Source organism: Xanthomonas citri pv. citri (assembly GCF_000961215.1).
In the GTDB taxonomy this organism is placed as follows: domain Bacteria; phylum Pseudomonadota; class Gammaproteobacteria; order Xanthomonadales; family Xanthomonadaceae; genus Xanthomonas; species Xanthomonas cissicola.
The window spans coordinates 3,517,133-3,530,906 of sequence record NZ_CP008998.1; the positions used below are offsets into that span (position 1 = coordinate 3,517,133).

Annotated in this window: 8 protein-coding genes and 1 pseudogene; 5 read left to right on the forward strand and 4 right to left on the reverse strand. The window is 64.5% G+C overall.

The window, feature by feature from the left end:
- Positions 1–142: 142 nt before the first annotated feature.
- From AMD14_RS15790 to AMD14_RS15800, 3 genes and pseudogenes are all read right to left on the reverse strand, one after another.
- On the reverse strand, positions 143–3,712 hold the full coding sequence (locus tag AMD14_RS15790) for a hybrid sensor histidine kinase/response regulator (protein ID WP_011051990.1): 3,570 nt from the start codon (positions 3,710–3,712) through the stop codon (positions 143–145).
- Positions 3,713–3,917: 205 nt separating this feature from the next.
- Positions 3,918–4,812: pseudogene (locus tag AMD14_RS23725) on the reverse strand (sensor histidine kinase); the annotation flags it as partial.
- 116 nt (positions 4,813–4,928) lie between these two features.
- Entirely contained in the window at positions 4,929–8,504 is a 3,576-nt protein-coding gene (locus AMD14_RS15800) for a hybrid sensor histidine kinase/response regulator (RefSeq protein WP_011051992.1), read from the reverse strand.
- A 96-nt stretch (positions 8,505–8,600) separates the two neighbouring features.
- On the opposite strand from AMD14_RS15800, the gene AMD14_RS15805 reads away from it, so the two are divergent.
- The 3 genes from AMD14_RS15805 to AMD14_RS15815 are packed head-to-tail and all read left to right on the forward strand — an operon-like array spanning position 8,601 to position 10,401.
- Complete coding sequence (locus AMD14_RS15805) at positions 8,601–9,263, forward strand: YceI family protein (RefSeq protein ID WP_011051993.1); 663 nt, start codon at positions 8,601–8,603, stop codon at positions 9,261–9,263.
- Positions 9,260–9,823 carry a cytochrome b gene (locus AMD14_RS15810; RefSeq protein ID WP_005919078.1) on the forward strand — a complete coding sequence of 188 codons (564 nt, stop codon included), beginning with the start codon at positions 9,260–9,262 and terminating at the stop codon, positions 9,821–9,823. The genes AMD14_RS15805 and AMD14_RS15810 overlap by 4 nt, the downstream gene beginning before the upstream one ends.
- 8 nt (positions 9,824–9,831) lie before the next feature.
- Positions 9,832–10,401: a YceI family protein gene (locus AMD14_RS15815; protein WP_003490276.1), complete on the forward strand. Its 570-nt coding sequence runs from the start codon at positions 9,832–9,834 to the stop codon at positions 10,399–10,401.
- A 190-nt stretch (positions 10,402–10,591) separates the two neighbouring features.
- Here the strand turns inward: AMD14_RS15815 and AMD14_RS15820 are convergent, their stop codons facing one another.
- Entirely contained in the window at positions 10,592–10,828 is a 237-nt protein-coding gene (locus AMD14_RS15820; protein ID WP_005919074.1) for a glutaredoxin family protein, read from the reverse strand.
- An 87-nt stretch (positions 10,829–10,915) separates the two neighbouring features.
- Between AMD14_RS15820 and AMD14_RS15825 the strand changes: the two genes are divergently transcribed.
- A complete protein-coding gene (locus AMD14_RS15825) occupies positions 10,916–12,298 on the forward strand; it encodes an L-serine ammonia-lyase (RefSeq protein ID WP_005916973.1) in 1,383 nt (460 codons plus the stop codon).
- A gap of 334 nt (positions 12,299–12,632) precedes the next feature.
- Positions 12,633–13,640 (forward strand): alpha/beta fold hydrolase, encoded by a 1,008-nt coding sequence (locus tag AMD14_RS15830; protein ID WP_015463464.1) that lies wholly within the window; start codon positions 12,633–12,635, stop codon positions 13,638–13,640.
- Positions 13,641–13,774: the final 134 nt, after the last annotated feature.

Below are 13,774 nucleotides of genomic sequence, written 5' to 3' on the forward strand. Positions count from 1 at the left end.
TCCGGTTGGCAGGACACCTGCAACGCCCTTTCGCCTGCCGAGACCATCGCGACCCGCATCGCTGTTCGAGCACCCAACAGCGGGCGAACGCGCCGCATGACACCTGCACGTTTGCTCCGGCGACAGGCATCCGCACGGTTTGTTAGCGTTTGCGACGTAACGCTTCGGCAATGCTGTCGGCCAGCATGTCGCCAGTGAGCGGCTTGCGCAGGAAGGTGTCGAAGCCCGCTTCCTGCGCACTCGGTTCGGCGACCTCATCGGCGCGTGCGGTCACCGCGATCAACGGCATGTCGTAGCCGAATACCCGCAGTTGCCGTGCCAACGCAAAGCCATCCAGCCCGGGCAGATCCAGATCAAGCAATGCCAGATCGAACGTGTTGTCGGCCGCTTCGGTCAACGCCGCCAGGCCATGCGGGGCATGCACGACCGAATGCCCCTGCGCGTGCAGCAGGCCGACGATGACCTCGGCGATGGTCGGGTCGTCTTCCACAAGCAGGATGCGCTGTGGTTCGACAGCCGTCTCGGCATGCGCGGTCTGGCCACCAAGTGCGACGTTGGAAGCCACCCAGCGCAGCGGCAGATCCACCACAAAGCGCGTTCCCGCGCCGAGCCGGCTGATCACCTCGATCTGCCCGCCCATGGCGATCGCCAGCTCCTGGCAGATCGCCAGACCTAAGCCACTGCCGCCGTAGCGCGAAGTGGTTCTGGCACCATCGCCTTGCTCGAAGCGTTGGAACAGGCGCGCTTTCTGTTCGGCGTTGATGCCGGGCCCGGTGTCGGCCACTTCAAAGCGCAGGCCTTGATAGGAACCGAGCGTGGTCAACTTCAAACCGACCACGCCGCGCTCGGTGAATTTGATCGCGTTATTGAGCAGATTGAGCAGGATCTGCCGGATACGGGTGCAATCGCCACTGGCGGTGATGTCGCCAAGCAACCCGATTTCCAGGCTGAAGCGCAGGCCACGCTCCTGCGCCAGTGGCGCCATCAACGCCCCGACCTCAGCCACGAGCTGACGCACCGAAAACGGCTCCACATCCAGCTCCAGCCGTCCGGATTCGATGCGCGCAAGGTCCAGCGCATCGTTGACCAGCCGCAACAAATGCGCGCCCGCGCGCCGGATGGACTCGGTGTAACTGCGCTGCTTGATATCCAGCGAGGTCTTGAGCAGCAGCTCACTCATGCCCAAGACCCCAGTCATCGGCGTACGCACTTCGTGGCCCAGCGTCGCCAGAAAACGCGTCTTGGCCAGAGACGCCTGCTCGGCCACTTCCTGTTTGTGCACCGCGAGTTGCCAGGCATTCAAGCGACGCAACCGACGGCGGTACAACAAGATGGCTGCAGCAATCACGCACACCGTCAGCAAGGCCAGCAGGCTTAAACCCCACGGCGACAGCCACCATGGCGGCAACACTTGAAAACGTAATGTCTGGCTCGCCGACCAGATACCGTCTGCAGTACGCCCCTGCACTTCCAGCGTGTAATGGCCCGAAGGCAGACGCGAAAACAGGCGCTCGCCACTGGGCCCGACATCGATCCAGTCCGGGTCGTAGCCGCTCAGGCGGAAGCGGTAGCTGTTAGATTCGGAGTCGGCGAAGCTGAGCAGGCGGGCGACGATATGCAAGTCGCGGTCGCCGTCCTGCATGACCAAAGGCGTGACATGACTCAGATCCAGCCCACTCTCGCCGCGACGTAGACCTACACGTTCGATCACCAACGGCACCCGATGATCATTCGGCTTGAGTTCGGCAGGATCGAAGATCACCAGCCCATCCGGCGTCGCGCCGACGATCATGCCCTTGGACGATTGCACCAAAGAACGCGCAACGAATTGCGGATTAGGCAGGCCGTCATGAACCCCGAACACGCGCACGCCCCGCGTGGCCGGGTCCACGCGAATCAGGCCACGCATACTGGACAACCAGGCAACACCGTCGTGGTCGACCACCAGTCCCTGTGGCGCAAGCGCAGGGAAGTTTTGCTCGGGCCCCACTGTATCAAGATGTTGAAGGGCCCCGTTCTTCCACAAATAGCGATGTAGCTTCCCTAGCCCGGCAAACCAGGCGATCTGGTTGTCGCTGAAGCGAAAAGTGAAGACAGGTTCGTCGGGCGCGCCGGCAATGCGCTCGAAGCGCGCAACCGATGCGTTCCAGCGCTGCACACCACGATTACCGGCCAGCCATAGCGCTCCATCCGGCCCAGCCTGCAGGTCGTAAACCACCAGATCTGCTGCAAGGCCGTGGGTTCCGCGCAACATGGTGCGCAGTAAGCGGCCTTGTTCGTCCCGCTCTTGTAGCCCCAGCGTGGCGTGGACCCAGATGTGACCATCGGCGGTCTGCTGCAGCGCTTCCAAGGAAGCGTCCAGTGTCGCGTCCTGTGCAGCTGCGCCCGAGCCGCTTGCTGCAGCCTTCCAGTGCTGCACATGGCCAGTGGCGGAATCAAAGCGCACCAGCTCGGCAAACTGCCCGACCCAGACGTTACCCTTGCGATCCTCCAGCACGCTATTGGACCAGCTGGCAGACCCCAGGCTGGGCAATACACGCTCGATTTTGCCGGTGGCAGGATCTACGCGTTCAAGCACGCCCGAGGTGCCCACCAACCACATCCGACCATCGCGCGATCTTGCAGTGCCCTGGATCGCCAGGTTGCCACCTTGGCCACCATCGTCCATGTAGTTGAAAACTACCGCGAAACGATGCCAGTTCGAGGGGAGATGCCAGAGCCCGCCGTTGGGGCTGGCAAACCATACACCGCCCTCGCGATCCTGATATGCCGATTCCCAGTTGGGACGGATCCGCCCGTGCGCAGACAGACTGTACAGGGGGACATTGCGCACCTCCGCACCAGTCGTATGGCCTAGGCCGGCCAGGGTGTCCAGCCAATAGCTGCCGTCCTGGTCGCGCAACAACACGCCCAACACCGGATATTCTGCAGGTGCCTGCCAACGGTGCGGACTGAGATGACCACTTGGATCGCGCCGAAACAGCTTGTCGTCGCTGGTCCCGATCCAGATGCTGCCATCGGCATCGGCAGTTAGCCGGGTGATGATCTGTGCGGTGCCATCCGGAAATGCCTGCCGCTCGAAGTCCTTACCCGTCCAATGCGCAGCGCCATCGGCGGTACCGATCCAAAGTGTGCCGCGGGTATCGACATCGAGCCGATAGATTGCATTGTCGGGCAAGCTGCGCGGATCGTCGGCACGATGTGCGAAATGCTCCAGCGAACCATCCGGCCGCAGCCGGTATAGCCCACTCATTTCAGTGCCGAACCATATGCTGCCGTCGTCGGTGGACTTGATGTTCCAGATTGCAGCGCCGCGAAGTTCCGGATAGCGCGCACCATCATAGAAAGTGAACTGATGGCGTGCGGGGTCCAGCATCGCCAGGCCTGCCATGCCGGTCCCGATCCAGACCCGGTTGCGCTTGTCGACGTGAACCGCCCAGATCTGGTTGTCGCGCAAACCGTCTTCGATGCGCCAGATACGGAAGTTTCGCCCGTCGTAACGCGCTAGCCCATCGCTGCTGGCCAGCCACAAATATCCATTGGCATCCTCATCGAAGCCGTACACCACGTTGGATGGCAGCCCGTCGGCCACGGTCAGCTGCCGCGGCTGCGGCAATACCGGCACGCCGGCCAGCGTAGAACTCGGCCAGACTGACACGACGGCCAGGCAAAGCAGTAATAGAGCCCGCGTCATCAAGGCTTTCAGCGGCATGCGACGACTGGGGGGTTGTGGTGATAGCAGCATGCGCTCGCGTGTCCTTTGCACGCATAGTGCGGACCTTGCCTGATGCTGGCAACACACATAAGCGCGCCAACGATGATCGGTTACAGCAGGCAGGCGTCTTACGACCGTCTTTACGCGATGCGATGCCCGATGAGCACTGGCATCGTCAACGCATCGGGCCCGTGCATCCACGCTAGGTCGTCGCATGCATGCCGGCGCCCGCGCGCGCAGCCGTAATCGCTTCCACCAGCAGATCGGCAGTGACCGGTTGCGCAGGAATCCGTCGAAGCCCGCGGCCTTCGCCTGGGTCTGCGCAGCGCTGTCAGCCTGTGCCATGACTGCCAGCAGCGGGAAGCGATGGCCAAGCTGACGCAGCTGCAATGCCAGGGCGAGGCCGTCCCGTCCGGGGAGATTCAGATCCAGCAGCGCGATGTCGGACCCGCCATCCACCGTTTCCGACAATGCAGCCAGCCCATGCACGGCATGCACCACGCGGTGACCTCGGTTGGTCAACAAGCCGCTGATCGCCTCGGCCACGGTGGGATCGTCTTCCACCAGCAGGATGCGCAGCGGCTCACCTGCAAGCAGCTGGACGTGACCGGCCGCGATGTGCGTGCCGGAGCGGTCGATCGGCAAGGGCAGATCCACGGTGAACCGGGTGCCGACGCCAAGCCGGCTGCGCACGCGGGTTTAGCCTTTCATCGCCACGGTGAGTTCCTGACAGATCGCCAGCCCGAGCCCGCTGCCGCCGTCGCGCGAACCGGTGCGCGCACCTTCGCCCTGTTCGAAGCGCTGGAACAATCGCTTCTGCTGTTCCGGCCCGATGCCAGGCCCCCATCGCGCACCGTCAAGCGCAGGGCATCGCCATGCTGGCTGACGGTGAGCGATACCTCGCCGCGGTCGGCAAACTTGATCGCATTGCCAAGCAGGTGGATCAGGATCTGACGCACCCGCGTCGCATCGCCCACGACCACCACATGCGTGGGGAGCTGATTGCGGCACTCCAAGCGCAGGCCGCGCGCGTCAGCGATGGAGTGCATGAAATCAACCAGCTCCCGGGGGAGCTGTGCGGGATCGAAGGGCTGCCTGCTCGGCAAGCCGTTGCCGTTGCCGTGCCAGCCCCACTCCTGCTGACGCCGCAGGCGCTTTCGCCAGGCCCAAATACCTAGGTTCTATCGCGTACTGGTCTGGCTTGCACCTCGACCTACGCGTCGACCGCCACGTTATCGCGCTGGCCATCATCGACATCGGCAAGTACCCGCGCCAATGCCTGTGCCAGCAGTTCGCCCGTGACCGGTTTGCGCAGAAAGCCATTGCAGCCCGCGGCCATCGCCTGCGGTTCGGCATCAGTGTCGGCACGTGCGGTCACGGCCACGATCGGGAAGCGCACCCCGCGCGCGCGCAACTGCGCCACCAGCGCCGCGCCATCGAGGCCGGGCAGATCCAGATCGCACAATCCTGCATCGAAACTGCGCGTACTTACCTCTGCCAGCGCGGCAAGACCATGCAACGCATGCGTGACGTGATGCCCACGCGCCTGCAGCAGGCCCACGATCACCTGCGCCACGGTCGCATCGTCCTCGACCAGCAGCAATTGCAACGGCGCTTGCTCACGCAGCGACGGAGCGCGCACTGCAGGCGGCGTGACCGTAGGCAACGTGGACACCCAGTGCAACGGCAGCTCGACCACAAAACATGCGCCCTGCCCCAATTCACTGGCGACCGTCACCGCGCCGCCCATCGCCGCCGCAAGTTCGCGGCAGATCGCCAGCCCCAGCCCGCTACCGCCATGCCGTGCCAGCGTGAGCGCGCCTTCGGCCTGTTCGAACCGCTGGAATAGTCGTCCGCGCTGCTCGGCGCTCATGCCCGGCCCGGTGTCGCGTACCTCCACGCGCAGCCCCTGCCGGGTGTGCTGCGACAACGTGGTGACGCGCAGGTGCACGCTACCGCGCTCGGTGAACTTGACCGCATTGAACAGCAGATTCAGCAGGATCTGCTGCACGCGGCTGGCATCGCCATGCAATGCCGGCGGCAGTGCATCGTCGAGCTCGCAGTGGAAGGCCAGCTGCTTCTGCTCGGCACTCGGGCGTACCAGTTCCACCGCCTGGCCGACCAACTGGCGCAGGTCGAAATCGCGGTAATCCAGCGGCAATTTGCCCGCTTCGATCCGGGCCAGATCCAGTGCATCGTTGACCAGACGCAGCAGGTGCTTGCCGGCCAGCTGGATCGCGCTTGCATAGCCTTGCTGACGGCCATCCAGTGGGGTCTGCAGCAGCAACTCGCTCATGCCCAGCACCCCGGTCATCGGCGTGCGCACCTCATGACCCAACGTTGCCAGAAAGCGCGTCTTGGCCAGCGACGCCTGCTCGGCCAACTCGCGCTTGTGCTGCGCCAGCTGCCACTGCGCGCGCATGCGGATACGTCGGCGATAGGCGGCGGCCAGCAAGGCGCTCAACAGCAATCCGGAAAAACAGATCAATGCAATCCCGATCTCGCTACGCCACCAGGGCGGCCTGACCGAAAATTGCAGCGAACGCACCTGCGAGCGATTACCCAGCGGGTCGATGCCCTGCAGCGCGAGCTCATAGTTGCCGGCAGGCAGGCTGGCGAATTCGCGGATGCCCGTGTTGCCGATGGTCTGCCAGTCCGTATCGAAGCCTTTCAGGAAGCTGCGATACCGATTGGAAAGCGGGTCGCTGTACGACAGCAAGCGGGTGACGATCTGCAACTGGCGGTCCTCAGGACCCAGCTGGAACGGGCGGTCCATGGGCAGGGCGATGCGTGCGCCATTGCGCAGCACGCTGACATGTTCCAGCTGCAGTGCCGGCACGAACGGTGCAACATCCGGCATTGCGGTATCCAGCAGCACGGTAGAGCCATCGCTGGTCGCGCCGATCAAGGTGTCGCCCGACATCAACAGGCAATGCTGGATGAACTCCTGACTGGTGAGGCCATCGCGCGTGCCGATATTGCGGACCCGCGCCGGATGCACCGAGGGATCGATCCGCCAAAGCCCGCGCAGACTGGAAATCCAGACACGGCCACGCGGGTCGATCCGCATGGCAGAGGCATCGAACCCGTTCAGTCCATCCGCTTCGCCGACCTGACGGACGCGCTTCCAGCCGGCTGCAAGCTTTTGCCACTGCTCTGCGCCGGAGGCGCGATACACCCAAAGCGTGTCCGCAGACTGGCTGGCGAATGCCTGGATCGGCATCCCTTCAAGCCCTGCCACCGGCACGAAGCGGCCTGTCGCGTCGTCCCATGCGAACATGCCGCCCTCGCCGGCCACCCAGACGCGTCCGTCGGGACCCTGGTCCAGCTGTTGGATGTCGATCGCGCGCAGGCCATGCAGGTCTTGTTGGGTCATCCGCTGCAGGACCTTGCCGGTGCGTAGGTCGCGCTGCTGCACCATGTCGATGAAGGCCATCCAGACGGTGTCGCCATGCTCCATGATCCATTCCGGCGCCGACAACGAAGACGACGGCTCGGGCCCATCGGACGGCCAGTGCACGAAGTCCCCGGTACGCAGATCCATCCGCGAAAGGCCAAAGGTCAGATTCCCCAGCCACACCCGTTGCAGGCGATCCTCCAACGCCGACACCAATTCCATCCCTTTGAGCTGCGGCGACTGCAGGCCTGTCTGGAACGAGTCGCCGGTGCTCGGATCCACGCGCAACAGACGCCCTTGCGCATCGACCTGCCATAAGCCCCCTGAACGCCTGGCGGGCGCCAGGTTGCAATAAATCGCATCGCCCATCGGCACCGCGGGCTTGAGCACGGCACTGCGTTTCCAGTCGGCTGGCAGATACCCCAGCCCGGTGCCATGCATGGGCACCCACAGCCCGCCATCGGCCGCCCCCATCAAGCCGATCACGTTACGACGCGACAACGGCCCCTCGCCGCTCAGGGCGGGCACCGGTGGACGCTCTCCGCGCGTGCGCCACAGGCCACGTCCGCTGCCCAGCCAGAATTCACCATCCGGCGTCGCGACTGCGCCCCAGAATTCATTGCCGTTGCCGAACATCGTCGACCAGGCAAGCGGCTGCCAGTGACCGTCGGCGCGCAGCACGTGCAATCCCGATTCGCTTCCCAGCCATAAACGGTCCCCGGTCCACTGCAGACCGAAAATGGACGATTGCCGGTTTGGCTCGTCCGCGATGAATTGGCGATGCAGTTGCTTGCCGTCGTAATAGGCCAGGCCATTGCTGGTACCGATCCACAGGCGGTGCTGGTTGTCCACCGCCAGGTTCATGACCATGGCTCGATCCAGCGCGCCTTCGATCCCGCCCAGATCCACCGACGACATCCCTCCGCTGGCATCGATGCGCACCAGCGCACCGGTGGTGGTACCGGCCCAGATGCCGCCATCGAACGCGGCGATGCTGAAGATCTCGCCGTCCTTCAACAATGGATAGTCTGCAGCGCGATAGTGACGAAAGTGCCCGCGGCCGGCATCCAGGACGCTCAACGTCTTGCCGCAGCCTACCCAGACCCGGTCCAGCGCATCGATATGCAATGCCTGCACCGCGTTGCAGGGCAACGATCCAGGGTCGGCCGGATCGTGGCGCCAGGTCCTGAATCCCGCGCCGTCGTAACGCACCAGACCGTCGAGCGTTCCAAGCCATAAATAGCCGGCGCGATCCTGGCCGATGGCAACCACCATCGTCGAAGGCAATCCTTCGCTGGGTCCCACGATCCGAAAGCGTGGCACTTCCGGAATCTTTGCCGCGCACGGCCAGATCGCCAACAGCACGGCCAGCACCACGATGAGTACACGCATGGGGGAATCCTTTCCTCGTCCAGCCGGCATGCTCGCAACGGATCGTTGCGAGCGCAAGCCAAGCGCGCGTTGCCGGGATATGTCTAGAATCCGCCCATGACAATCCTCGCCCGCCTGCTGGTGTCCTCTGCCCTGGTCGCAACCAGCCTTGCCGCCACTGCTGCGCCAGCGCGGTACGCGCTGGATCCGGTGCATACCCGGGTACTGTTCGCGGTGGAACATGCCGGCTTTTCCAAGGCATTGGGCACCGTTTCCGGAAGTAGCGGCACCCTGGTCTTCGACCCGGACGACTGGGCCGCCGCCCGGCTGGATGTCACCGTGCCGCTGCACCGCGCAGACCTGGGCGATGCCAAGTGGAATCAGGCCACCCTGGCACGCAACCTACTCGACGCCGAGCGCTTTCCCGACGCGCATTTCGTCTCCACGCACGTCGAGGCCAGCGGCGAAAACCACGCCAAGGTCACCGGTAACCTGACCCTGCACGGGGTCACCCGCCCGGTCACCCTGGACGTCACCCTCAACGCGCTCAAACGCCATCCGCTCCCGCCGTTCCGCCGCACCGCCGGTTTCTCCGCCACCGCCACGCTGAGCCGTTCCGAGTTCGGGATTGATGCTTGGAAATCGATGATCGGCGACAGCGTGGAGTTGCGCATCGAAGCCGAAGCCGTGCGCGAGGGCCGCGCCGACGACGAGCCCCCCGAGCCGCAAGCCGCACCCACGCCTGCGGACTCCGCCGCCACCCAGGAATCGGGCACATGAGCATGAAGAACCTCGAACGCTGGGGCGGTGTGAGCCAGACCCTGCACTGGTTGATCGCACTGCTCATCCTGGTATTGGGTATCGTCGGCCTGACCATGGGCGAACTGCCCAAGACGCCGAAGTACTTCTGGGTGTACACCGCGCACAAGTCGGTGGGGCTGACCGTCCTGGCCTTGGTGATCGTGCGGCTTGGCTGGCGCATCTATGCCGGCGCACCGCCACCGGTGGCCGGTACGCCGCGCTGGCAGGAGCGCATCGCCGGGTTCACCCACTGGCTGCTGTACGCCATGATCTTCGCCATGCCGCTGTCGGGCTGGTTGTACGACTCCACCAGCGGCCTGCGGCCGTTCCGCTGGTTCGGCCTGTTCGATGTGCCCAAGCTCAGCCCCCCGGACGAACAACTGCGCGCCATTGCGCACTTCATCCACGAATGGGGTTTCTGGTTGCTGATTGCCGTGGTACTGGCGCATGCCGGCGCTGCGTTTTACCACCACCTATTCCAGCGCGACGCCACCCTGGCGCGGATGTTGCCGCGTGGCTGGCTGGCTCCCAAACCATAAGGATTTCCATGTCGTCCAAGTTGTTTGTCTCTCCGATGCTGGTCGCCGCCTCGCTGGTTGCCACGTTCGCCGCCGCACCGGTGCTGGCCGCCGATTACGTGCAGGCGCCGGGCTCTAGCCTGGTATTCGCCAGCAAGTACGACGGCGAAGTGTTCACCGGCAAGTTCCCCGGCTTCGACACCACGCTGAGTTTCGATCCGGCCAACCTTGCCGGGGCCAAGCTCGACGTGCGCATCCCGCTGGCCAGCGCGGTCAGCGGCAACAACGACCGCGATTCCACCCTGCAGGGTCCGGATTTCTTCAACGTCGCCAAGTTCGCCACTGCCCGCTACCGCGCCGACAAGTTCCGCGCCCTGGGCGGCAACCAATACGCTGCCGATGGCACCTTGGAACTGCGCGGTGTCAGCAAGCCGGTGACGCTGACCTTTACCTGGACGCCCGGCGCGCAGCCGGTGCTGGCCGGCAAGGCTGTCGTCAAGCGACTGGACTTTGGCGTGGGCGGCGGCGACTGGGCCGACACCAAGACCATTCCCAACGAAACCGCGATCAGCACCAAGGTCGTGTTGAAGGCGAAGTAACGCCACAGGCTGCAACCGGACGCAGCCACTGAGCGGCGGACTACTCGTCGGGTCCGCCGCTTTTTTTATGCCCACATGGCGTGGGATAGCGAGCGTTCATGGGCACCTTCAGGGCGTGGCCGGTGTGCGCACCCCGTCCCCTGATCGGCTGCACTACAGATCGCGGCGTCGGCGCGTTGTCGTGCCGCCCCTACCGCTCGGCGTCGTCGTCCAGCCACGCGCGCAAGCGCACGCGATCGAATGGCCACTCCAGCTCGCGCCCACGCGCATCGCGTAGCACCGGCACGCGCGCGCCGTAAACGGCCTCAAGCGCCGCGTCGTCGTCGATAAACACGCTGTCGAAATCGCCCGCACGCGCCTGCGCCACCACTTCCACGGCTTGGTCGCACAGGTGGCAATCGTCGCGCTGGTACAGGGTCAGGGGCATCCGCCGGGTTCTCATGCTGCGCTGCAGCCGTGCCGCAACCGCCGAACGACTAGAATAGCCGCCTTTACGCTCACCTCTTCGGCACGCATGGCTGTCAGCACGTTCGACCTGTTCAAGATCGGTATCGGCCCGAGTTCCTCCCACACCGTGGGGCCGATGCGCGCCGCCGAGCGCTTCGTGCACCGCTGGCTGCTCGATGCCGGGCGCCTGCAGGATGTGGTGCGCATCCGCGCCGAAGTGTTCGGTTCGCTCGCCCTGACCGGCCGCGGCCATGGCACCGACAAAGCCGTGCTGCTGGGGCTGGAGGGCCATCGCCCCAACGTGATCGACCCGGACATCATCCCTGCCACGCTGGAGCGCATTCGCGCCAGCAAGCGCATCGCCTTGATGGGCCAGCACGCCATCGTCTTCGACGAAAAGCGCGACTTGCCGATGAACAAGCGGCAGAAGCTGCCGTACCACACCAACGGCATGCGCTTTACGGCCTATGACGCCGACGAAGCGGTCATCGCCACACGCGATTACTATTCGGTCGGTGGCGGCTTTGTCGTCAACCAGGACGACGCGGCCGACGATCGCATCGTGGCCGACGAAACGCCGCTGCCCTACCCGTTCCTCAGCGGCGACGAACTGCTGGCGCAGTGCGCGCGCAGCGGCCTGAGCATTGCCGCACTCATGTTCGAAAACGAGAAAAGCTGGCGCAGCGAAGACGAGATCCGTGCTGGCCTGCGCGAACTGTGGAATGCGATGCAGTCCTGCGTGACGCGCGGCATCCGCGAAGAAGGCACGCTACCGGGCGGCCTGAATGTCTCCCGCCGCGCACCTGCGCTGTATCGCGAACTCTCCTCCAAGCCCGAAGCGGCCATGCGCGATCCGTTGACCACGCTGGATTGGGTCAACCTGTACGCCCTGGCAGTGAACGAAGAAAACGCCGCCGGCGGCCGGGTGGTCACCGCGCCGACCAATGGCGCGGCCGGCATCATTCCCGCGGTGCTGCATTATTTCGACCGTTTCTGCGCGGGCGCCTCCGAGCAACGCATCTTCGACTTCCTGCTCACTGCTGCCGCCATCGGCATCCTCTACAAGGAGAACGCCTCGATTTCCGGCGCCGAAGTCGGCTGCCAGGGCGAAGTGGGCGTGGCCTGTTCGATGGCCGCAGGCGGCCTGGTTGCCGCGCTTGGCGGCAACCCGGGGCAGATCGAAAACGCCGCGGAGATCGGCATGGAGCACAACCTCGGCCTGACCTGCGACCCGATCGGCGGGCTGGTACAGATTCCGTGCATCGAACGCAACGCCATGGGCGCAGTGAAAGCCATCAACGCCAGCCGCATGGCCATGCGCGGCGACGGCAAGCACAAGGTCTCGCTGGACAAGGTCATCAAGACCATGCGCGACACCGGTCGCGACATGCAGGACAAGTACAAGGAAACCAGCCGCGGCGGCCTGGCGGTGAACGTCATCGAATGCTGAGCCACTCGTAGGCGGGGTGCTGATCAACCCAGCGCGCGCAGCGACGAAAGAACCCGCTCCACAGATGCATGCCCTTGCACTGCCGTTCTCGTGCACGCGGGAGAAGAGGGGCGAATGCCGATGAGGGAACGCACCAGCCGCGGGGAATGCTCTGCCCTTCTTCCGCACGCGGGAGAAGGTGCGCCAAGCGCGGACGAGGGCAACAGACGTCGGCGCACGCATTTGAGCCTGGTCGCCAGCCATCGTCAGCAACGCGCCTGCAGCGCCCGCTAACCGTCGCCCGGCTGTACGTTCCCACCACATCCGCCGTTGTACCGTCAGCGCCTGGATTTGGATGGAGATCACCATGCGAAAGCGCGTTTGCACCCTCATGCTCGGCCTGGCCAGTAGTCCGCTACTGGCGCAGGAAGCCAGTTATGGCCCGCGCCTGGAAGGCTTCGACTACCCACATCCAGTCAAGACTTATGCGTTCACCTCGCAACAGCAGCCGCTGGAAATGGCCTACCTGGATGTTGCGCCAACCGGCACGCCCAATGGCCACACTGCGGTGCTGTTGCATGGCAAGAATTTCTGCGCCGCCACCTGGGAAGACAGCATCGCAGCGCTAAGCAAGGCCGGCTACCGCGTCATCGCGCCAGACCAGATCGGTTTCTGCAAATCCAGCAAGCCGGCCGCCTATCAGTTTTCGTTCGCGCAACTGGCAGACAATACGCATGCGTTGTTGAAGACGCTCGGCATCGAACGTGCGGTGGTGGTCGGCCATTCGATGGGCGGCATGCTAGCCATTCGCTACGCGCTGATGTACCCGCAAGCCACCGAGCATCTGGCGCTGGTGGACCCCATCGGGCTGGAAGACTGGAAGGCCGAAGGCATCCCCTGGCGCAGCGTGGACGCGTGGTACGACAACGAGATGAAAATCAGCTTCGAACGAATCAAGAAGTACCAGATGGACGTGTACTACGCCGGCCAATGGAAGCCGGAATTCGAACGCTGGGCGCGCATGCAGGCCGGCATGTCGCTGGGCAAGGGCAAGCAGGCCGTGGCGTGGAATCAGGCGCTGACCTACGACATGGTCTTCAACCAGCCGGTGGTCTACGAGCTGCCCAAACTTGCGGTGCCGACCACGCTGTTCATCGGCCTCAAGGACCGCACCGCCATCGGCAAGGACACCGCACCGCCGCAGGTCAAGGCACGCGTGGGCGATTACACCAAGCTGGGCAAGCGCGCGGCGGCCGCGATTCCGAATGCCAAACTGATCGAGTTTGCCGACCTGGGCCATTCGCCGCAGGTGCAGGACCCGGCGCGTTTCAATGCTGCGCTGTTGAAGGCCATTGCGCAGTAATGCTGTGGGTGGATGAGAGGGCAAGGATTGGACGCCCTCTCATCTTCACTGCGGCCGGTCGAAGCCGGCTGCAGCCAGCACCGATGGACAGACGGCGCCGGCACGGCAGTCAACGTGCCGGCAGCCGGAAACCC